A 19,031-nucleotide genomic window follows, 5' to 3' on the forward strand; every position below is an offset into this window, starting at 1 on the left:
CGCAAGCATGAAGTTGACCCTGCCCACCTGGCTGACGTTGTTGCGGATCGTGATGATCCCGGTGCTGGTGCTGGTGTTCTACCTGCCCTACACCTGGACCAACTTCGCTTCGGCGGCGATCTTCGGCCTGGCCGCGATCACCGACTGGCTCGATGGCTGGATCGCACGCCGTTACCAGCTGGAGTCGGCCTTTGGCGCCTTCCTCGACCCGGTCGCGGACAAGCTGATGGTAGCGGTGGCGCTGTTCCTGATCGTGCAGGGTCACCCGACGCCGTGGATGGCGTTCTGGGCGGCGGTCATCGTCGGCCGCGAGATCGCGGTGTCCGCGCTGCGCGAATGGATGGCCGAGCTGGGCCAGCGCGCGAAGGTGCGCGTGGCGATGATCGGCAAGGTCAAGACCACCGCGCAGATGGTCGCGCTGTTGTGCCTGCTGTATTCGGTGGCCCCGAACGTGCCGGTGGAAGACATCTGGATGGGCTGGCCGGTGTTCCATATCGGCGACTGGACCCTGGCCATTGCCGCCGTGCTGACCCTGTGGTCGGGCCTGCAGTACCTGCACGCCGCCTGGCCGAGCCTGCGCGACGATGAGCGCGCTGCGCGCGAGCGTGCGCGGCAGAAGAAGCTGGGCAACTGAGCCCGGGGTCTGAGCCCCGGGGTCGGATCCCTTTCCGAAGGAAAGGGCTCTGACCCCATCGATGCGCCTATCCCCGCATGGCGTGGACCTACTGGAAATGCTGCGTCCACGGATGGTGCGGATCCATCGGTTTGCGGGGATGCCGTGGTAGATCCACGCCATGCATGGATACGCGGTGCAAGGCGCCTCGCAGGCCCCGGAAAAACCGCTTGACGCCATCCTTGGAACAGGTAGAATTTCGCCTCCCAAGCGGGAATAGCTCAGTTGGTAGAGCGCAACCTTGCCAAGGTTGAGGTCGCGAGTTCGAGTCTCGTTTCCCGCTCCAGATTCAAGAAGAACGCTCCCGGAAGGGAGCGTTTTTTCGTTTGTGTGCAGGGCACTTCATCCCTGCTTCACCGCCACCCCATCGCCTCACCACGCGTGCTCGCGAAGCTGTATCTCCGTTCCAGCCCGGCGATGCCGCGATGCCTCATCAATCCTCTGCTTACGACCACGATGTGGTCATCGTCGGCGCCAGTTTCGCCGGCGCCGCCTGCGCATTGGCCGCTGTCCAGTACGGGCTGCGCGTCTGCGTGCTGGAACGCAAGGCCGACCCCGGTGAGCGCCTGCACACCACCGGCATCGTGGTGAAGGAAGCGATGGAGCAGACCTGGCTGGGGCGCATGCCCGAGCATCTGGTGCAGCGAGTCGCAAACGTGCGCCTGTATGCGCCGAACCTGCGCAGCGTGTTGCTGGCCGCACCGGGCTATTACTTCCTCACCACCGATACGCCGAACCTGATGCGCTGGCTGACCCGTGAGCTGCGCGCGAATGGCGTCGACCTTCGCCTGCAACAGTCCTTCACCGACGCCCATCGCAGTGGTGACGGCTGGCAGGTGGAAGGGGCAGGGCGCTGCGCCTATCTGGTTGGCGCTGACGGCGCACGCTCACGCGTGGCACAACGCACCGGGCTTGGCCAGGTGCGTGACAACCTCTACGGCGTCGAGCGTGAGTTCGCCGGCCTGCAGGTGTCGCAGGGCGATGCACTGCATTGCTTCGTCAGCAAGCGCCACGCACCGGGCTACATCGGCTGGGTCGCGCAGAATCCGACCGGGCTGCAGGTCGGGTTGGCAGTGCGCCATGATCCGGACCGGGTGCGGCCGCCAGATATCGATGATTTCCTTGAGCATGTGCGCGATGTGGTCGGCATTCCGGCCTCGGCGCGTCCTTCGGCCACCCGCGCCGGTCTGGTGCCCTGCGGCCGGCCGGACGGCCCGATCAGCGGGCCCCGCCTGATCCTGACCGGTGACGCGGCGGGCATCGTCTCGCCGCTCTCGGCCGGCGGCATCCATTCCTCGTGGCGGCACGGTTGGACGGTCGGCGAGGCGATCGCGCGGCATCTGCGCGGCCAGGGGCCGGACGCCGAGCGGGTGGCGCGGCAGGCGGCCCCGGCCTTCGGTGGCAAGCGCCTGCTGCGCTGGGCGATGGACCATCTGCAGGCCGACTGGCCGCTCAATGCACTGCTGCACACGGCCGCCACGCGTCGCATCGCCGAGCAGGTCTATTTCCACCGACGTGGCCTGCGCAGGTAAAGCGAGCAGGCAGGGGGCGCCTGAACGCCGTCCTTCGGTTCACGTGAAAATTCCTGTTGACGCCGTGCAGCAATATCGACACAATAGCGCTCCTTCGACGCAGGTCGAACGGAATCTGCGGGAATAGCTCAGTTGGTAGAGCGCAACCTTGCCAAGGTTGAGGTCGCGAGTTCGAGTCTCGTTTCCCGCTCCAGATTCAAGAAAAACGCTCCCGCAAGGGGGCGTTTTTCGTTTGTCATGACGTTGGCCAGGCGGGTCGCTACAGGCGGGCCACGACATTTTCATGGTGGGCGTGGTAAGTCTGCAGCGGGGGCGATTCCGATATTGGTGTCGCAATCGGCATGACGGGGGGCGCAGCGATCGTGGGGACGATCGGAAGCACCTGGCATGAGGGGCTGCAACAGACGCAATGACCTGGAATCCGCACCAGTGTTCCGCCTGCTGCAGGCACTGAAAGGCTGGCGAAAGGCCTGCGCCGGCGTTGCCTGAACCGCACGGGTGCTGTGACCTTTTTCGGACCATTTCTCCATGTTCGCTCCACAATCGCACGGTAGCCTTCATGCTCCTTCTACACGTTGGCGGGCTGGTGGTCAGGCGTATCACTTCAGTGGCAGTGCCCAGGACGGGGCGCGGACTCTCCCTGCAGGCAGTGCTGCGACCCGGCGCGCTGCTCGCAAGTCTCGCATTGGCGGGCTGCATGTCGGTGCCGGTTCCGGATCTGCCTGATCGCACGCCCAGCACCTGGACCCAGGTGCCGCAGGGCCAAGGCGTGGCGGTGGACGCCAAACAGTGGTGGAAAGTGTTGTCCGATCCAGCGCTGGATGGACTGGTCGATCAGGCCATCGCCGGCAACCTCGACCTGCAGCAGGCCACGCTGCGCCTGCAGGCCGTGCGGATTGTCGCCGGCACGTCCGATTCGCGCTTCCTGCCGGAAATCACCGCCAGCGCCAAGCAGGTGCAGGATGCCGCTGCGGTCGACACCTACTTCCACGCGGGTATCGAAGCGATCTGGGACCTGGGCCTGTTCGGCGCCGCCGAGAGCGCGCAGTTGAGCGCGCAGGCGTCGGCCGGCAACGCCGAGGCGCTGCGTGGTGCCGCGCAGGTCGCGGTGATCGCCGACGTGGTGCGCAGCTATCTGGATCTGACCGTGGCGCAGGCCCAGCAGGACCTGTTGGCCCGCCAGCAGGCGGTGGACGATCGCGGCGAACAGTTGGCCCTGGTACGCCAGCGCCTGCGCCTTGATGAGCCCGGCGAACTTGATCGCCTGCGTGCACGTCAGGCCGCCACCCGCGCGGCCACGGCACAGGCACGGGAAAACGCGGACAACGCTGCCCATGCGTTGGCTTTGCTGCTGGGACGCGATGGCCCGGACCCGGCCTGGCGTGCCTATCGCACGCCGCCGACGCTGGGTGCGTTCTCGCTGCAGCAGGTCCCGGCCGATCTGCTGCGCCATCGGCCGCAGATCCTGCTGGCCGAATCGGAGGTGATGCAGGCTGCTGCCAGCAAGGGTTCGGCACGCGCCGCGATGTATCCGCGTGTCAGCCTCGGTGGCTCCATCCTGTACGCCTACAACCTCACCCAGAACGCCCGCTCCAATTCCGATTCGAGCCCGTCGATCGGCCCGTACATCGATATTCCGCTGTGGGACTGGGGCCAGCGCCGCGCACGCTTCCATGCCGATGAAAAGCAGCTGGATGCCGCCTTGCTGGGTTACCGCAAGGCGGTGCTGGAAGGCGTGAGCGAAGTGGAAGGCGCGCTCGGCAGCCTGGCGCGCCAGGACAGCAGCATCCAGTCGCTGCGCGCGGCCGATGATGCCGCCGGGCAACAGGTCAAGCGGCAGGCGCGGCAGGTGCAGTTGGGGCTGTCCAGCGAATTCGACGGGCTTGACGGGCAGCGTGCGGCACTCGCCGCGCAGGCCGACCTGATCGGTGCACAGGGTGCGCGCGTGCTGGCCTTTGCGTCGCTTTACCGCGCCCTCGGTGGTGCTCCGTTGCCTGTCGAGGGTGAGGGCGAATCGCAATGATCGCGCTGGCCCGCAAGACCCTGGCCTATGAATGGCGCCGGTTCCTGCCGGTGGTGCTGGCGATGTGCTTCGCCGGTGTGCTGTTGATCGTGCAGGCGGCACTGGTGCTGGGCATCTTCGGTACCGCTGCGATCTACGTGAAAGCGTCCTCGGCCGACATCTGGGCCGGCTTCCCCGGCACCCAGAGCGTCAACTACGGCCATGCGATCAGCGCCGACGTCGAAAGCCACCTGCGCATGGACCCGGATGTCACCCGCGTCGAACCCTACGAGTGGGTCGATGGCGAATGGCGCTCGGGTGCGCAGGGTACCGGCAACGTGTCGGTGTACCTGTCCGGCATCTCCACCGGCGATGACGCAATGATGTTCGCGCGCATCCTGCCTGCCGACCTGCGCGCGCAGCTGCGCGAGCCGGGGGCGGTGATCGTCGACAGCGCCGACCTGGATACGCTCGGCGTGGACCTGCAGAGCAACCGTGCATGGATCAATGGCAAGGCGGTGCGCGTGGTCGCCGCGCAACCCGGCCTGCGTGGCCTCGGTGGCGTCAACGTGCTGGCCTCGCTGGATACCGCGCGTGCCATCGCCGGTACCGATCCGCACGAGGGCAGTACCTATTTCGTGGCGGGCCTGCGCTCGCCGGACCTGGCCGACCGCGTGCGCGACCGCCTCGCTGCGTCGATGGGCCAGGCCACGCCGGTCGAGTTCTGGACCGCGCCGGCGTTCGCCAGCCGTTCGCAGCAGTACTGGTTGTTCGACACCGGCGCCGGCATCGCGGTGCTGTTCATGGCGGTCATCGTCTGCTTCGTCGGCGCGGTGATCACCAACCAGTCGTTCGCCTCGGTGGTGGCTGGTTCGGTGCGCGAGTACGCCACGCTCAACGCGCTCGGCGCAGGTCGCTACGCGCTGGCACGGGTGGTATTCGAGCAGGCATTGCTGATCGGTGGCGTGGGCATGTTGCTGGCGGCGGCGTTCAGTACCGTCGTGCTGTTGATCGCACAGTCCCAGCGCGTGCCGGTGCAGCTGACGCCGATGGTCATCATCGGCTGCGTGGCGCTGGTCGCGGTGATGGCCATGCTGTCGAGCATCATGGCGGTACGCAGTGTGGTCCGCTCCGATCCATCGTTGCTGCTGCGTTGAGGACCGGCCGATGACCTCCAAACATGCCGTCGCCCCCACGTTGCAGGCCGACGCACTGGAAAAAGGCTTCATGTCCGGCGATGTACAGGTGCCGGTGCTGCGCGGCCTGTCGCTGGACATCTATCCGGGCGAGTTGACCCTGGTCTCGGGCCCTTCGGGGTGCGGCAAGAGCACGCTGCTGTCGCTGCTGTCGGGCCTGTCCGCGCCGGATGGCGGTCGCGTGCACGCGCTGGGTCAGGACGTGGGGCACATGACCCGCGGCGAGGTGGAGCGCTTCCGCCTGCACCATGTCGGCTTCGTGTTCCAGGGCTTCAACCTGTTCCCGGCACTGACTGCGCTGGAGCAGGTGCAGCTGCCGCTGGGCTACCGCGGCATGCGCAATCGCGAAAGCGAGCCGCTGGCGCGCAAGGCGCTGGAAGAAGTGGGCCTCAGCCACCGCAGCCACATGCGCCCGGCGCAGTTGTCCGGCGGTGAGAAGCAGCGTGTGGCCGTCGCCCGTGCCTTCGCCAAGTCGCCGACACTGATCTTCGCCGACGAACCCACCAGCGCGCTGGACGCCGAGAATGGCCAGCGCGTGATCGACATCCTGCATCGCTACGCACGTGCGCATGGCGCCACCGTGCTGTGCGTGAGCCACGATCCGCGCCTGATCCGGCATGCCGATCGGGTGATCGCCATGGAAGACGGCATGGTCCGTGATGACCACCGCCAGAACGAAACCGTAGAGTCCGCCCCATGACCAAGACGTCGCACCTGCTTCCCCTCAGCCTGGTACTGTCCGCGGCACTGCTGCTTTGCGCCTGTTCCAGGGACGCGCCCGCCCAGGCACCTGCAGGTAAAGCCAGCACTGCCACCGCCGGCAAGGTTGCGGTGGCGCGCGGCATCATCGATGTCGAGGGTGGCCTGATCGCGCTGGCGCCGCCGGTGGATGGTTCGATCACCGCCGCGCTGGTGAAGGAGGGCGCCACGGTGAAGAAGGGGCAGCTTCTGCTGTCGCTGGACGGTGCGCTGCTGCAGCAGGAAGTGGCGATGGCCACCGCTGATCTCGCACTGGCCAATGACCGCCTGAAGGGCAGCCAGGCGCAGCTGCGCGAACTGGAGCGCAATGCCACCCGCCTGTCCACGGGTGCGAGCGAAGGCGTGTCGTCCAACCAGCAGGCCGATGCGGCCAAGCAGCAGCTGGCTGGCGTACGCGCCGATGTCGACGTGGCCGGTGCGCAGGTCGACATGGCCCAGCACAAGCTGGAACACGCCAGGCTGAAACTGCAGCAGATGTCGCTGAGCGCGCCGGAAGCCGGCACCGTGGTCGGCCAGGTGCCGGGCCTCGGCGCCTTCGTGCAGGCCGGCAAGCCGGCGATATCACTGCTGCCGGCGCGCCCGCTGCAGGTACGTGCCGAACTCAGCGCGGCCTACGCCGATGCCGTGCAGGTGGGCATGAGGGCCACCGTGGTGCCAGACAGCGATGGTGCCGAGAACGCCAGCACGCTGCCGCCCGCACGCGTGGTACGCATCAGCCCGGTGTTCGCGCAGGCTCGCCTGCCTGAAGACGCGGGGCGTGGCGTGGCCAAGGTGGTGGAGTGCGTGCTGGAGTTCGATGGCGAGGCCAAGGCGCGCTTCGGCCAGCATGTGCGGGTGGAGTTCCGGAAGTAGGCCTAGTGCTGCAACGGGGGCACATCCGCGCGCCCTCGACGCCTGAACGCCCGCCACGCGCTCACCGCCGACACCATGCACAGCGCCAGCAGCAGGCCCACGTCCAACAGCAGCAGCCACAGCAGATGCATGCCTTGTACCGGCGGCTGATGCATCGCCGACAGCATCCACGGCACCGACCACAGCAGCAGAAGGGCGAAGGCGATCAGCAGGCGCAGCCACAGGCGTTTCAGTCTCCACGGCCGCACGATCAAGGCGGCTACCACCAGTTCGACCGTGCCCAGCAACGCGAAGACGATGACGGTGCTGGTCGGGTAGGGCAGTTCGGCGCCTTCCAGGTGGTGCAGCAGCCAGTAGTCCGGAGTGAAGCCGGCATTGACCAGTGCGGCGATCAGCGCCAGCCAGGTCAGCGCGACCAGCAGCCAGAACAGGCGGATGTAACGTCTAGGCATCGGTGGTGTCCGTGGTGTAGCGGGAGGTTGCCCGCGACGAATAGCGCAGGCTTGCGGCGATTGCGGCCAGTGCCAGCAGGCCAGGTCCAACGGTGAAGTACACCAGGCGCAGCGGATGGTCGTGCATCAGCGTCCAGCTGGCGAACGCCAGCGGCGCCGCCAGCACCAGCAGCTTGGCGAACAATGGCCGCAACACTGCGATCAGCAGTTGGGCGCCAATGAACATCCAGAACAGATGGAACTGGGCGATGCCCAGGCCGATGTCGCGATGGGCGGTGAAGCCGAAATGGTCGCGATACCAGTTCATTCCCAGCGGAATCAGTGCCCAGTACAGCAGCGCCACCAGCAGATGCAGCAGCAGGGCGATCAACAAGGGTTTGCCGCGAAGGAACATGGGCGCATGGGGCTGGGCGGGGCAGCGTACCCCAGTGCGGACGCCCGTGACCGCATGATGTGAAGACTGTTGACGGCGTGAAGGAATTTGGACACAATAGCGCTCCTTCGACGCAGGTCGAACGGAATCTGCGGGAATAGCTCAGTTGGTAGAGCGCAACCTTGCCAAGGTTGAGGTCGCGAGTTCGAGTCTCGTTTCCCGCTCCAGATTCTACAGGGCCCCGGCAGGGGCCTTGTTTTTCTCCCGCCACGGCAAGGCGGGGCACGTTGAGCCGCAAGGCTTTGCGCGCAGTCAGAAAGGTGAAATCGCTGGTGTGTTTTCCGGATTTCCGGTAGCATGTCGGCTTACGCGGGAATAGCTCAGTTGGTAGAGCGCAACCTTGCCAAGGTTGAGGTCGCGAGTTCGAGTCTCGTTTCCCGCTCCATGTTCCGACAGGCCCCATCATGGGGTTTTGTCTTGTCAGGGTTCCGTTCCTGGCGCGCAGTACGTTGGCCTCATGGCAGAGTGGCTATGCACCGGATTGCAAATCCGTTTACAGCGGTTCGATTCCGCTTGAGGCCTCCAATTGAAAAGCCCTGACTCCGGTCAGGGCTTTTTTGTTGGCTACGATTGCTTTCCCGCTTGCGCGATCGTTGCGCGGCCTGGCGGCCAGTCATGGCGGATCCGGTGGCGCTACACTGGTCTGATGAACCAGATTGATCACTTCCGCGGCGCCTTGCTCGGCCTCGCGTGCGGCGATGCCGTCGGTACCACGCTGGAGTTCAAGCCTCGTGGCAGCTTCACCCCGATCACCGACATGGTGGGCGGTGGGCCGTTCCAGCTGCAGCCGGGGCAATGGACCGACGATACCTCCATGGCGATGTGCCTGGCCGAGAGCCTGGTGCGTTGTGACACCTTCGATGTGCACGATCAGATGAACCGCTACGCCAACTGGTACCGGCATGGGTACTGGAGTGCGACCGGCGAGTGCTTCGATATCGGTATGGCAACGCGGGCTGCGATCGACCGGTTCCTGCAGGATGGCCATCCGCTGGCGGGTAGTGACGATCCACGCAGCGCTGGCAATGGCTCGATCATGCGTTTGGCGCCGGTGGCATTGCGCTACGCCGGGACCCCCGACCTGCAGGCAATGGCCGAGCTGAGTTCGCGAACGACGCACGCTGCGCAGGAGTGCCTGGAGGCGTGCCGCTTGCTGGCGGTCGCGCTGGAGCGGGCGTTGGCAGGTGGCACCCGTGACGCGGTGCTGGATCTCAGCAATGTCCCCGTCGAGAGCGCGCGGCTGCAGCAGATCGCGGCGGGCGGCTACCGCGGTGCCGCGCGTGAGCAGATCCGTGGCAATGGCTATGTTGTCGACAGTGTCGAAGCTGCACTCTGGTGCTTTGATCGCCACGACACCTTTGAAGCCGTCGTACTCGAGGCGGCCAATCTTGGCGAGGACGCCGACACCACGGCCGCCATCGCGGGGCAGCTGGCGGGCGCATTCCATGGTGCGCGCGGAATCCCCGGGCGGTGGTTGCAGCGGCTGGCCCTGCGTGCCGAAATCCAGGCGCTGGCCGATGCGCTGCACGCCTTGAACCAGGGCAGCGACCGCGCTGCGTGAGTCGGGTTCCCTGCCCGTGAACTGCGCCGGCAGGACGCTCCCTGCCGTCGCCATTTCCGACGCCGCGAGGGAACCCGTGCGGCAGCTCGCATGCCGCGGCCGCCAGTCTCAGCCACCCACGACATGGAAAGGCGCTATGGTCGGGTTCCACGTCTCAGGGAGCCGCAATGGCGAGCAAGGACATCACGCGTCGCTTCAGCCACGGAGCGAAACGGAAATGAGCAAAGTCATGGCAGATGTGCGTTGGCTGACCTTTCGCTTGAAGAACGGGCAATCCATCGGGCCGGAGCGGCTGAAGGACGGATGGGTGATTGCCTCGGAAACCGCCCGCTGCGAGGTCCGCCGCGAGCATATCGAGGGATCGGGCCTGGTGTATGCGCTGTATGCGCCGGCCAGCCTGGCCTCACCGCGGCGCGCGGAAATGCGCATGCGCGAATTCCTGATGAGCTCGGGCTACACCTTCACGATGGGCACGCTGGGCGGCTGACTGGGCCCGTCATGGTTGCGCTCGCACGGTCAGCGCCTGGCCCTGCATGCCGATCGGGCGGCGTGCATCGTGCAGCACCATGCTGGTCAGGCCGAGGCCTTGGCGGCTGAACGACACACGCCACCCGAGCAGCCCCTTCCCGCACGGTGGTGATGCGTTGCGGCACGCGATGGACTCAGCGTTGCACTGCTTTCAAGGCGTCGACCACCTGTGTCCCAGAAAAACCACAGTGTCCTTCGCCCACCGGCGGCAACACGCGTGGCAGCGGGCGTGCGCCAGCCCGTACGGCCAATTGCGGATACACCGTCTGCATGTGCGGCACGATGGTCGGGTCGTTGTGGTTGAACTGGATCACCAGCGGTCGCTTCAGTGCGCCGGTCATTGCCAGCGTGTCGCGGACATGCGCCTGTGCCGCAGGCACGGGATCGATGCGCTGAACGCCGGCATTGAATGCGGCGTCGTCACCGAATCCGCTGTACACCACCCCCAGGTTGCCGACCGGCATGCCGCCGCTGCGCGTGGCCAGTTCGTGCAGCACCAGTGCGTGCAGGCTGATGGCGCCGGCCAGTGCATCAGGGGACACCTGCAGCCGCCGCGCCAGCACTGCGGCGTGCGACGGATCACGTTGCAGGGCATTGGCGATGCCCTGGTACAACTCGCCCTGTGGCAGCGCGGCGACTTCGCGCGCTACCAGGCCGGCGGCCGGCAGCCCATCGGCCTTAGGGAAGAAGTAATCGAATGCGACCAGCGTGGTCAGCAGATCGGTCGCGATCTGTTCGCCACCGAGATTGGCGCCGCACAGCGACACGCCACCTGCGTAGTGCTGCGGGAAGCGCTCGAGGCTGCCGATGGTCACGGCGCCGCCCATCGAGAATCCCAGCATCCAGGTGTGGCGGACATGCTTGAGTTCAGCCACTGCCTGTTGGCGCAGGCGTTCCATGTCGGTGATCGCATCGGCCACCGCCCAGCCCTGGCTGGCATAGGCGCTCTGCGCGACGGCGTAACCTGCTGCCAGCAGTGGCGCGGTGCTGTCATTGGCCGCCATGGGTGCGGTGCGTGGCATGCCGACCGGTTCGTAGCCATGGGCCAGCATCACCAGGTCGCCGTTCCAGCTGGCCGGAACATCCAGCCGCCACGGTGCGCCCTGCCGCTCGCCGCTGAGCGTGCGCGGTGCCGGCGGTGGTGCAGCCAGCAATGTCATCCAGGGCAGCAGGCAGAGGGCAAGCGCACATCGAAACAAGGTTCGCATCGGGGTCATTCCATGCGGGAATGGCGCCGAGCATAGATCCCTGCACAACCTTGCGCGCGCTGCAGTGCCGCAGGGCATTGCCGGTCGGCGGTGCTGCGCTCTACGCTGGCGGCATGGCTCTGCACAGCATCGCGTCGATTATCCGCATTCCCCACGGGAAGGCGGGGTAGCGCGCGGTCATCTCGGCCAAGCAACCTGCCCAGGAGGGCGGGTTGCATGCAGCGCTCTCCCGGGTAATGAATCCACCAAGGAGAATGCAGATGCACGACCTTTCATCGAACGACGCTGCGCCGACCCTGCACCTGGTGTGCGGCAAGATCGGTGCCGGCAAATCCACCCTGTCGCAGCAGCTGGCGTTGAAGCCGCGCCACGTATTGATCGGTGAAGACACGTGGCTGGCGGCGCAGTATCCGGGCGAAATCCATTCCATTGCCGACTATCTGCAGCGTGCAGCCACGTTGCGCAATGTGCTGGCCGATCATCTGCGCACATTGCTGCAGGCCGGTGTTTCGGTGGTGCTCGATTTTCCATTCAATACGCCAGCCAGCCGCGCGTGGGCACGTGAAGTGTTCTCGCCGGTTGGCGCTGCACATCAACTGCATTTCCTCGACATTGCCGATGAGGTCTGCAAGGCGCGGCTGCGCGCGCGCAATGCTCTCGGCGAACATCCGTTCCAGGCCAGCGACGAGGAGTTCGAACGTATCACCCGCCACTTCGTTGCACCGGCCGCGGAAGAGCGCTTCGTGGTGATGCGCTATACCGAGGCAGGCCCGGCGTAGCGCAGCACCAGGCGGCCGTCGTCATGCTGGCGCAGCTGCATGAATTCGAGACGGATCACTCAGCCAGTGCCGCCCCCTCAACCGCCGATTCCGATACGATCTGTCACATTGCGTTAGTCTCGCTTGACCCGGAGTCCCGTCATGGTCGACCGTCTCGCCATTCTGCTGGAACGTTTTTCGGTCACCGCCTCGGTGTTCCATGCCGGCGCGCTGTGCGGCATCAACACGCTGGAGGGCGAGGATGAAGCCGGGCAGTTGCACCTGGTGCGACGTGGCCCGCTGCAGGTCAGCCACGGCCAGCAGACCGTGCAGGTCGAGGTGCCGAGCCTGCTGCTGTACCCGCGGCCGATGCCGCATCGGTTCAGTACCGATCCGCAGCACGGCGCCGACATGGCCTGCGCCAACCTGCATTTCGAGGGTGGACGGCTCAACCCGATCAGCGCCGCATTGCCCGATTTCATCTGCCTGCCGCTGGCCGATCTGTACGGCGGCAACGCAGCGCTGGAACTGCTGTTCGAGGAAGCCTTCGAGCAGCGCTGCGGGCGTGCGGCGATGGTCAACCGGCTGTTCGAGGTGGTGATGATCCAGGTGTTGCGGCAGCTGATGGAAGGGGGCGAAATGCGTGGTGGCCTGTTTGCCGGGCTGGGGCATCCGCGGCTGCGGCTGGCGCTGGTGGCGATGCATGAAGCGCCCGCACAGTCCTGGACCCTGGAAGACCTGGCCGAGGTCGCCGGCATGTCACGCAGCGTGTTTGCTGCCAGTTTCCGTGAGGCGATGGGCACCACGCCCGGTCAATACCTGCAGGGCTGGCGGGTGGGCCTGGCGCAGCAGGCACTGCGCCAGGGCAGACCGCTCAAGCGGATTGCCGACGATGTGGGGTACGGCAGCGAAGCCGCGCTGTCGCGCGCATTCAAGGCGCACACCGGGCAGTCGCCGCGCGAGTGGCGCGGGCAGGCCCGCGCCGGCGCGGCCTGAGTCTCAGCCCAGCACCAGCCGGGCCAGTTTCATGCCACCGAACAGGCCGACCAGGCCCAGTGCCACCGAACCGCCGGCGTACAACGCTGCCAGGCCGTGCTGGCCGCGCTGCAGCAGCACGCCGATTTCCAGCGCATAGGTGGAGAACGTGGTGTAGCCGCCGAGAACGCCGGTGGCCAGCAGCAGGCGCAGCTGCGGCGAGGCGCCATTGCGCAGGGCGAAGGCTTCGACCAGCACGCCCATCAGCAGCGCGCCGCTGATGTTGATCAGGAAGGTCGACCATGGCCACGGGCTGCCGACTGCCACCCGCGTACCGATCAGGTTGCAGGCATGGCGAAGGCAGGCGCCGAGCCCGCCGCCGATGAAGACCAGCAAGTAGTTGTTCAATGCGTGCATCACGTGCCTCGGGTACGGGTTCGCTGATTCGATGGCGAACGCCGAGGGCAGGCACGGCCTGCCATCGACGAACGCCGGTTCGTCCTGGCAGGAGCCATCAGCCCTTTCAGGCGGTTATCGGGGGAGCCCCATCCCCATCGGCGACCATGCTACCAGCGGTAGTGCATTCACGTCATCGAGGTCGTCAGCACCCGGATGACCTTGCTGCGGCTGAAGCCGTCCATCAGCAGTTCGAAGGCCAGCAGGTCCAGGGCCGCGTGGCGGCGGTGGTCGATCTCCAGGCCCTTCTCTTCCACCAGATGGCTGACCAGTTCGTAGGCGTCCTGCCAGACATCCAGGTGGGCCTGGCTGGGGATATAGGTATTGCCCCGCTCACCGACGCCAAGCCCGCTCACGCCATACAGCAGTTCACGCGCGTCCAGCTTGGCCGCATCGGCGATGCGGAACAGCTGTTCGGCCTTCACATGGGCGGGGCTGACGTGGTCGTTGAGCCAGTTGCTGATGGTTGCCGTCGTCGAATCGGCGGCGCGGGCCAGATCGGCCGGGCGAGGGTGCCCGGCTTTCTTCATGGCAATGGCGAGTCGTTGGCCGAGAGTATTCATCTATGCAAGCCAGCTTAACGCGTGGATCGCAAAGATCCCTTGTTCCAAGAATAAGTCTGGTTAACAGAAGGGCCGACCGTGACCGAATTCTGGAGCAAGGGGCAGGTGCGCACCCGGCTGGGTTTCCGCACCGATGCCGAACTGGCGCGCTTCTTTGGCATAAGCCGATCTGCAGTGTCGCAATGGCCCAAGGATTTCCCGATTCCTGCGTTACGCCAATACATCCTGCATCAGCGCTATCCCAACCTGTTCCCGGCAACTGAAGCCACGCAGGGCGAATAAGCCTCAACTGCGCCGCCTTTTGTCGCATATAGCACTCTAAGTGCCATTTGCTAAGTATGCTTAGCAACATAGGAAACTTCGATGGAACGGGGTCGGGCTATCGATGAGGCCTACCAGGGCAGAGGCTGGAGGAATCGGGTAGGTTGTCGGCTCCGGCCCATCCGGGAAGCCTGTCATCCCGTATGTGGTTTCGTGAACGATTAATAATTTCGATCACGAAAGTCGCTGCATGTAATTGACCTGTCGTGAAATCTATGACTAATTGGCATCAACCGGGCGTGAAGCCCGGGAGTCTTTCAGTAGCTCGCAAGTGAGTCGGTAGACCGTCAACGATGCAGAACAAGTCCAACGGAGGTCGTATGGAATACGGCATGCATGGCTTGGCTGAACGGGTACGCCGCGAACTGGAAGCCAGTTATCACAAACACGGATGCGGTCCGGCGTTCTGGGATACCTACCAGCAGGTGCTGGACCGCCTGGTCCCGCAAGGGACCGAGCGTACCGAAGTCACCAATGAAATGGCGCTGATCATCGAACAGCTCGGCATCGTCCGACGTGCACAGCTGGTGCCGCCGCACGCCAACGGGCCGCGTTGACCCGTTGATTCAAAGCAGGCGCCAGGCGCCACAGGCCAACAGCGCCAGCAGCATTGACAGCAGTGCCAGGGTCCGCGGTCGCCACCATTGCCGCGGTTGCCCGGCCATGGCCTGCGGGCTGCAGTAGCGCACCAGCCCCGGGCCGAAACCGGCCTGGTGCTGCTGCCGCGAGCAGGCGTCCAGGCAGGCGCCGCAGGCCAGGCAATCGGCCTGCGGTCCCTGGCGGATGTCCAGCTGCATCGGGCAGGCGCTGACACACGCGGCGCAGTCGGTGCAGTCGCCCAGGCGATCGGCGCTGAAGGTGGGCATCGGTCCGGCCAGCAGCGGATGTGCGGCGCGGAACACGTAGTCCTGTGCGGTGGTCGGGTCGAGCAGGCCGCGTCCGCGTCCGAGCACGCCCCCCATGCCCGGAGGGCGCATGCCGCGCGGTTCGCCGCGGCGCGCGTCGTACAGCATGCGTGGTGTATGTGGATCGATCAGCAGTGGTTGCATGCGCGCGAACGGGCACAGCGAACGGCACACCTGCTCGCGCAGGAAGCCGGCATTGCCCCAGGTGGCGGCGGCATAGAACAGCACCCAGAATGTTTCCCAGCCGCTCCAGCCGGCATGCGGAGCGGCGGTCAGCAGTCCGGCGATCGGGCTGAACAGGCCGACGAAGGTGATGCCAGTCCACAGCGACAGCAACCCCCAGGCGACCTGGGTGGCCGGGCGCACGGCTGGCACTGGCAAGACCTTGGCCATGCCGTGCGCGATCCAGTCGAAGGCACGACGCCACAGCGTCTGCGGGCAGGCATGACCGCACCAGATGCGGCCGGCGAGGTGGGTGAGCAGCGCAAGGCCCACCGCCAGCACCGCCAGCAACCCGATCAGCACGCCGACATCGCCGGGCCACAACGTCCAGCCGAACAGGTCGAAGCGCCGTGCGTTGATGTCCAGCAGCAGGGCCTGGTGTCCATTCCAGCGCAGCCATGGCAGGGCATAGAACAGAATCAGCAAGAGCGCGCTGAGCGCGCCGCGCCAACGCCAGGGGCGTGGGGTTCCGGTTCCGGTACAGGGCGTACTCATCCCAGCGGCAGCTCGTCGTCGTCATCGCTCGGCAGGGGCCGCTGCAGGTACCAGGTGACTGCGCTGGAAAGTGCGGTCACCGACCAGAACATGAAGAATCCTGCCGTATAGCCCAGTTCACGGCTGATCGCCTTGCCCGGGAAGCTGATCGCCTGCAACCGCAGCGGGTCGACGAAGGCGAAGAACACCACGCTGGCCAGGCCGGCAGCGATGAAGCTGGGCCAGAGGATGGCGCCCCAGTGCTGGATCAGCTGCTGGCGGCGGCTGGGAGAGGGTCTGTTCATGCTGTCCCGGATCGGAATGAGGGCGGCGCGTATACTCCGCCGAGGCCGGCGCAGCATCCGCAGGGCATGCTTCCTGCAATCGTGGCAGCCTAGGTGCAGCGGACTGCGCCGACATTGATCTGGATCAACGGCGGTGCCGGCCGGCTGCGGCACACTGCCGGCACGCTTTGGGTACCCCGATGAACGCAATACCGCCACCTGTCCTGCCCGTCGCCTCGCCCGGGCTGTGCACCGAGCAGGAAGTGACCCGCCTGGTCCACGACTTCTATGCGCGCGTGCGCGAGGAAGAGCGGTTGGGGCCGGTGTTCCAGGCGCATGTCCAGGACTGGCCGGAACATCTGGCGCAGCTGGTCGATTTCTGGTCGGCGATGCTGCGCGGCACGCGCCGCTTCAAGGGCTCGCCGATGTCCAAGCACATGGCCATCGAGCTGGACAAGGACTTGTTCGATCGCTGGCTGGTGCTGTTCCGGATCACCACCGCCGAGTGCGGCAACCCGCCGATGCAGGAGCTGGCCAACGACGTCGCCGCGCGCATCGGTGACACCTTCTGGAAGCGCTACCAGATGCTGCGCTGGCCGCAGGTGGGCCTGCCGGTGCTGGGAATCCCCACCCGCGATTGATCTGGGTCAAGGCGGTCATGGCCGTCCGGCGCGATGCTGGCGGCATGGACACGTTCTCTCCCGCCGCCGGTGGCCTGGCCTGGACCTTCGACCCCGACCTGCTGCGCCGGCATGACCGGCCGGGGCCGCGCTACACCTCGTATCCGACCGCGCCGCACTTCCACGATGGCTTCGACGCGCCGGCGCTGCGCCAGGCGATCGCCGACAGCAACCAGCTGGCGCGCGCGCTGTCGCTGTACGTGCATGTGCCGTTCTGCTCCAGCCCCTGCTTCTACTGCGGCTGCAACCGGGTGATCACCCGCGACCGCGGTCGGGGCCACAGCTACGTCGCGCGCGTGCTGGCCGAGGCCGACCTGCTGGCGCCGCAGTTCGAGGACGGCCGTGAGGTCATCCAGCTGCATCTGGGCGGTGGTACGCCGAACTTCCTCGAGGCCGAGGCGATGACCACGCTGGTGGAGGGGCTGCGCCGGCGCTTCGATTTCAGCGATTCGCCGCAGCGCGATTTCTCGATCGAACTCGATCCGCGCTTCATCGATACCCGCGATGTCGCCATGCTGGCGCGGCTGGGCTTCAACCGGGCCAGCCTGGGCGTGCAGGATTTCGATCCGCATGTGCAGGAATCGATCAACCGCATACAGGGCGTGCAGCAGACGCTGGACATCCTGCATGCCTGCCGCGACAGCGGCATGCGCTCTGTCAACGTCGACCTGATCTATGGGCTGCCTGGACAGAGCCTGCAGGGATTCGGCCGCACCCTGGAACGAGTGCTGGCATTGCGACCGGATCGCCTGGCGGTGTATGGCTACGCACACCTGCCACACCTGTTCCGCGCGCAGAAGCAGATCGACGAGCGCCGGTTGCCTTCACCGGAAGACAAGCTGGCGCTGCTGGGCCTGGCGGTGGAGAAGCTTTCTGCTGCGGGTTACCAGTACATCGGCATGGATCACTTCGCGCTGCCGGAAGAGGACCTGTCGCGCGCGCAGCGTGCCGGCCAGCTGCATCGCAACTTCATGGGCTATACCACCCACGCCGATACCGACCTGCTCGGCCTGGGCGTGAGTGCGATCAGTCATATCGGTGCCACCTACAGCCAGAATCCGCGTGACCTGCCGTCGTGGGAGGACGCGGTGGACCAGGGCCAGCTGCCGGTCTGGCGCGGCGTGGCACTGAGCGCCGACGACCAGCTGCGCGCTGAACTCATCCAGCAGCTGATGTGCCAGGGCGAGGTGGACGGTGCCGTGCTGGGCCAGCGCCATGGCGTCGATTTCGAGCAGTACTTCGCCGAGGACCTGCGTTCGGTGCAGCGGTTGCAGGAAGACGGCCTGGCCGAATACCGCGACGGTGTAGTGCGCGCCAGCGAGCCGGGTCGGCCGCTGCTGCGGCTGCTGGCAATGTGTTTCGACCCCTACCTGCGCGCGGCGCATGAACAGCCGCGTTACTCGCGTGCAATCTAAGGTGTACTCGCGCAGCGCGGTTGGTGCCCGGAGCCGGAATCGAACCGGCATGGGGTTGCCCCCGGCGGATTTTAAGTCCGATGCGTCTACCAGTTTCGCCATCCGGGCCTGCAGCGCGGCGCCGATTGTAGCCCAGCTGCAGAATCGCAGCTGGATTGCCGTGGAGCGGCAGCGTGTTTAACTGTCGCTCCCATTCATGTCATAGTCCCAACCATCGTTCCCAGGGGGGGAGCCGCACGATGTCGCTGCACGCGATTGCCTATGCCAGTGAGGCCCGCGCCGATCTGCAGACAACCGATCTTGACCGCCTGCTGGCCGATGCCACGGCATTCAACCGTGTAGCCGGTGTCACCGGTGTGCTGATGTTCGATGGCAGCCGTTTCCTGCAGTACCTGGAAGGCCCGGAGGACGGTATCGATTCGGTGTACCAGCGCATCGTCAATGCGCGCAGCCACGGCCAGCTGAAGGTGCTGTGCCGCGCGCCGGTGGCGCAGCGGGCGTTTCCGCGCTGGTCGATGGGAACCCGGCGCATTGATGCGGAGCTGCTGGCACAGATCGTTGAATCGGCGTGGCCGGGCTTCCTGCTTGGCAGCGGTGGCTTCGAGCGCCTGCGGCAGGCCTGGACCGGCGCCGATGGCGAACTGGAACCGGCCGCAGTCGCACTGGGCTCCTGATCCCGTCTTGGCGGGCAGGCGCCTGGGCCGTTACGCTGTCGCCTTTCTGGCGTGGAATTACACGGAGTGGTGCAGCGAATGAGCAGGTCGGCCGAATCCATGGCGGCA

At 66.1% G+C, this 19,031-nt stretch carries 22 protein-coding genes, 6 tRNA genes and 1 riboswitch; of the genes, 20 read left to right on the plus strand and 8 right to left on the minus strand.

The window, feature by feature from the left end; genetic code table 11:
- Nucleotides 1-7: 7 nt before the first annotated feature.
- The 8 genes from pgsA to AC5P56_RS14765 all read left to right on the plus strand — a co-directional run bounded on the left by pgsA (nt 8) and on the right by AC5P56_RS14765 (nt 7,014).
- Nucleotides 8-634: a CDP-diacylglycerol--glycerol-3-phosphate 3-phosphatidyltransferase gene (gene pgsA, locus AC5P56_RS14730; RefSeq protein WP_012510614.1), complete on the plus strand. Its 627-nt coding sequence runs from the start codon at nt 8-10 to the stop codon at nt 632-634.
- 249 nt (nt 635-883) lie between these two features.
- A tRNA-Gly gene (locus AC5P56_RS14735) sits at nt 884-959 on the plus strand.
- Nucleotides 960-1,098: 139 nt separating this feature from the next.
- On the plus strand, nt 1,099-2,205 hold the full coding sequence (locus AC5P56_RS14740) for an NAD(P)/FAD-dependent oxidoreductase (RefSeq protein WP_495231768.1): 1,107 nt from the start codon (nt 1,099-1,101) through the stop codon (nt 2,203-2,205).
- 117 nt (nt 2,206-2,322) lie between these two features.
- Nucleotides 2,323-2,398: transfer RNA gene (locus AC5P56_RS14745), tRNA-Gly, on the plus strand.
- A gap of 366 nt (nt 2,399-2,764) precedes the next feature.
- The gene (locus AC5P56_RS14750) at nt 2,765-4,228 is read left to right on the plus strand and encodes an efflux transporter outer membrane subunit (RefSeq protein ID WP_288494430.1); all 1,464 of its coding nucleotides are present in this window, start codon (nt 2,765-2,767) and stop codon (nt 4,226-4,228) included.
- Nucleotides 4,225-5,364: an ABC transporter permease gene (locus AC5P56_RS14755; protein ID WP_032959316.1), complete on the plus strand. Its 1,140-nt coding sequence runs from the start codon at nt 4,225-4,227 to the stop codon at nt 5,362-5,364. The genes AC5P56_RS14750 and AC5P56_RS14755 overlap by 4 nt, the downstream gene beginning before the upstream one ends.
- 10 nt (nt 5,365-5,374) lie before the next feature.
- The gene (locus AC5P56_RS14760) at nt 5,375-6,103 is read left to right on the plus strand and encodes an ABC transporter ATP-binding protein (RefSeq protein WP_495231769.1); all 729 of its coding nucleotides are present in this window, start codon (nt 5,375-5,377) and stop codon (nt 6,101-6,103) included.
- On the plus strand, nt 6,100-7,014 hold the full coding sequence (locus AC5P56_RS14765; RefSeq protein WP_014646637.1) for an HlyD family secretion protein: 915 nt from the start codon (nt 6,100-6,102) through the stop codon (nt 7,012-7,014). The genes AC5P56_RS14760 and AC5P56_RS14765 overlap by 4 nt, the downstream gene beginning before the upstream one ends.
- A 2-nt stretch (nt 7,015-7,016) precedes the next feature.
- On the opposite strand, the gene AC5P56_RS14770 is transcribed toward AC5P56_RS14765, so the two are convergent.
- Both AC5P56_RS14770 and AC5P56_RS14775 read right to left on the minus strand, forming a co-directional pair.
- Nucleotides 7,017-7,466: a hypothetical protein gene (locus AC5P56_RS14770; protein ID WP_495231770.1), complete on the minus strand. Its 450-nt coding sequence runs from the start codon at nt 7,464-7,466 to the stop codon at nt 7,017-7,019.
- Nucleotides 7,459-7,860, minus strand: a complete 402-nt coding sequence (locus AC5P56_RS14775; RefSeq protein WP_046429875.1) for a hypothetical protein — start codon at nt 7,858-7,860, stop codon at nt 7,459-7,461. The genes AC5P56_RS14770 and AC5P56_RS14775 overlap by 8 nt, the downstream gene beginning before the upstream one ends.
- Before the next feature lie 130 nt (nt 7,861-7,990).
- Here AC5P56_RS14775 and AC5P56_RS14780 point away from each other — a divergent pair.
- The 5 genes from AC5P56_RS14780 (at nt 7,991) to AC5P56_RS14800 (ending at nt 9,947) form a co-directional block, all read left to right on the plus strand.
- Nucleotides 7,991-8,066: transfer RNA gene (locus AC5P56_RS14780), tRNA-Gly, on the plus strand.
- 142 nt (nt 8,067-8,208) lie between these two features.
- Nucleotides 8,209-8,284: transfer RNA gene (locus AC5P56_RS14785), tRNA-Gly, on the plus strand.
- Nucleotides 8,285-8,350: 66 nt separating this feature from the next.
- Nucleotides 8,351-8,424 (plus strand) — tRNA-Cys (locus AC5P56_RS14790).
- Between the two features lie 121 nt (nt 8,425-8,545).
- The gene (locus tag AC5P56_RS14795; protein WP_014646667.1) at nt 8,546-9,460 is read left to right on the plus strand and encodes an ADP-ribosylglycohydrolase family protein; all 915 of its coding nucleotides are present in this window, start codon (nt 8,546-8,548) and stop codon (nt 9,458-9,460) included.
- A gap of 217 nt (nt 9,461-9,677) precedes the next feature.
- Nucleotides 9,678-9,947 carry a hypothetical protein gene (locus AC5P56_RS14800; RefSeq protein ID WP_032959304.1) on the plus strand — a complete coding sequence of 90 codons (270 nt, stop codon included), beginning with the start codon at nt 9,678-9,680 and terminating at the stop codon, nt 9,945-9,947.
- 175 nt (nt 9,948-10,122) lie between these two features.
- Here AC5P56_RS14800 and AC5P56_RS14805 read toward each other — a convergent pair whose 3' ends face one another.
- Nucleotides 10,123-11,196, minus strand: coding sequence for an alpha/beta hydrolase family protein (locus AC5P56_RS14805; RefSeq protein WP_164077629.1), 1,074 nt, complete (start codon nt 11,194-11,196; stop codon nt 10,123-10,125).
- 260 nt (nt 11,197-11,456) lie between these two features.
- Between AC5P56_RS14805 and AC5P56_RS14810 the strand changes: the two genes are divergently transcribed.
- Complete coding sequence (locus AC5P56_RS14810; protein ID WP_049442329.1) at nt 11,457-11,975, plus strand: P-loop nucleotide/nucleoside kinase family protein; 519 nt, start codon at nt 11,457-11,459, stop codon at nt 11,973-11,975.
- A 141-nt stretch (nt 11,976-12,116) separates the two neighbouring features.
- Nucleotides 12,117-12,950 (plus strand): AraC family transcriptional regulator, encoded by an 834-nt coding sequence (locus AC5P56_RS14815; RefSeq protein ID WP_014646671.1) that lies wholly within the window; start codon nt 12,117-12,119, stop codon nt 12,948-12,950.
- Between the two features lie 3 nt (nt 12,951-12,953).
- Here the strand turns inward: AC5P56_RS14815 and crcB are convergent, their stop codons facing one another.
- Together crcB and AC5P56_RS14825 are read right to left on the minus strand one after the other, a co-directional pair.
- Nucleotides 12,954-13,346 (minus strand): fluoride efflux transporter CrcB, encoded by a 393-nt coding sequence (gene crcB / locus AC5P56_RS14820; protein ID WP_014646672.1) that lies wholly within the window; start codon nt 13,344-13,346, stop codon nt 12,954-12,956.
- A gap of 81 nt (nt 13,347-13,427) precedes the next feature.
- Nucleotides 13,428-13,491, minus strand: a riboswitch (Fluoride riboswitch).
- Nucleotides 13,492-13,513: 22 nt separating this feature from the next.
- A complete protein-coding gene (locus tag AC5P56_RS14825) occupies nt 13,514-13,915 on the minus strand; it encodes a helix-turn-helix domain-containing protein (RefSeq protein ID WP_005415999.1) in 402 nt (133 codons plus the stop codon).
- Nucleotides 13,916-14,026: 111 nt separating this feature from the next.
- Here AC5P56_RS14825 and AC5P56_RS14830 point away from each other — a divergent pair, with 111 nt between their 5' ends.
- Together AC5P56_RS14830 and AC5P56_RS14835 are read left to right on the plus strand one after the other, a co-directional pair.
- On the plus strand, nt 14,027-14,230 hold the full coding sequence (locus AC5P56_RS14830; RefSeq protein WP_014646673.1) for a helix-turn-helix domain-containing protein: 204 nt from the start codon (nt 14,027-14,029) through the stop codon (nt 14,228-14,230).
- Between the two features lie 359 nt (nt 14,231-14,589).
- A complete protein-coding gene (locus AC5P56_RS14835; RefSeq protein WP_005416001.1) occupies nt 14,590-14,826 on the plus strand; it encodes a hypothetical protein in 237 nt (78 codons plus the stop codon).
- 9 nt (nt 14,827-14,835) lie between these two features.
- On the opposite strand, the gene AC5P56_RS14840 is transcribed toward AC5P56_RS14835, so the two are convergent.
- Entirely contained in the window at nt 14,836-15,891 is a 1,056-nt protein-coding gene (locus AC5P56_RS14840; protein ID WP_241886667.1) for a 4Fe-4S dicluster domain-containing protein, read from the minus strand.
- Nucleotides 15,888-16,175, minus strand: a complete 288-nt coding sequence (locus AC5P56_RS14845; protein ID WP_134808706.1) for a hypothetical protein — start codon at nt 16,173-16,175, stop codon at nt 15,888-15,890. Before AC5P56_RS14845 ends, AC5P56_RS14840 begins: the two co-directional genes overlap by 4 nt.
- A 179-nt stretch (nt 16,176-16,354) precedes the next feature.
- Between AC5P56_RS14845 and AC5P56_RS14850 the strand changes: the two genes are divergently transcribed.
- Nucleotides 16,355-16,795, plus strand: a complete 441-nt coding sequence (locus tag AC5P56_RS14850; RefSeq protein WP_134808707.1) for a group III truncated hemoglobin — start codon at nt 16,355-16,357, stop codon at nt 16,793-16,795.
- A 44-nt stretch (nt 16,796-16,839) separates the two neighbouring features.
- Nucleotides 16,840-18,249, plus strand: coding sequence for an oxygen-independent coproporphyrinogen III oxidase (hemN, locus tag AC5P56_RS14855; protein ID WP_041864131.1), 1,410 nt, complete (start codon nt 16,840-16,842; stop codon nt 18,247-18,249).
- A 21-nt stretch (nt 18,250-18,270) separates the two neighbouring features.
- Here hemN and AC5P56_RS14860 read toward each other — a convergent pair.
- Nucleotides 18,271-18,357 (minus strand) — tRNA-Leu (locus tag AC5P56_RS14860).
- 131 nt (nt 18,358-18,488) lie between these two features.
- Here AC5P56_RS14860 and AC5P56_RS14865 point away from each other — a divergent pair.
- Nucleotides 18,489-18,923 (plus strand): BLUF domain-containing protein, encoded by a 435-nt coding sequence (locus AC5P56_RS14865; RefSeq protein ID WP_014646679.1) that lies wholly within the window; start codon nt 18,489-18,491, stop codon nt 18,921-18,923.
- The last annotated feature ends 108 nt before the right edge of the window (nt 18,924-19,031 follow it).

The organism is Stenotrophomonas sp. YJH_SMC_131, from assembly GCF_059367975.1.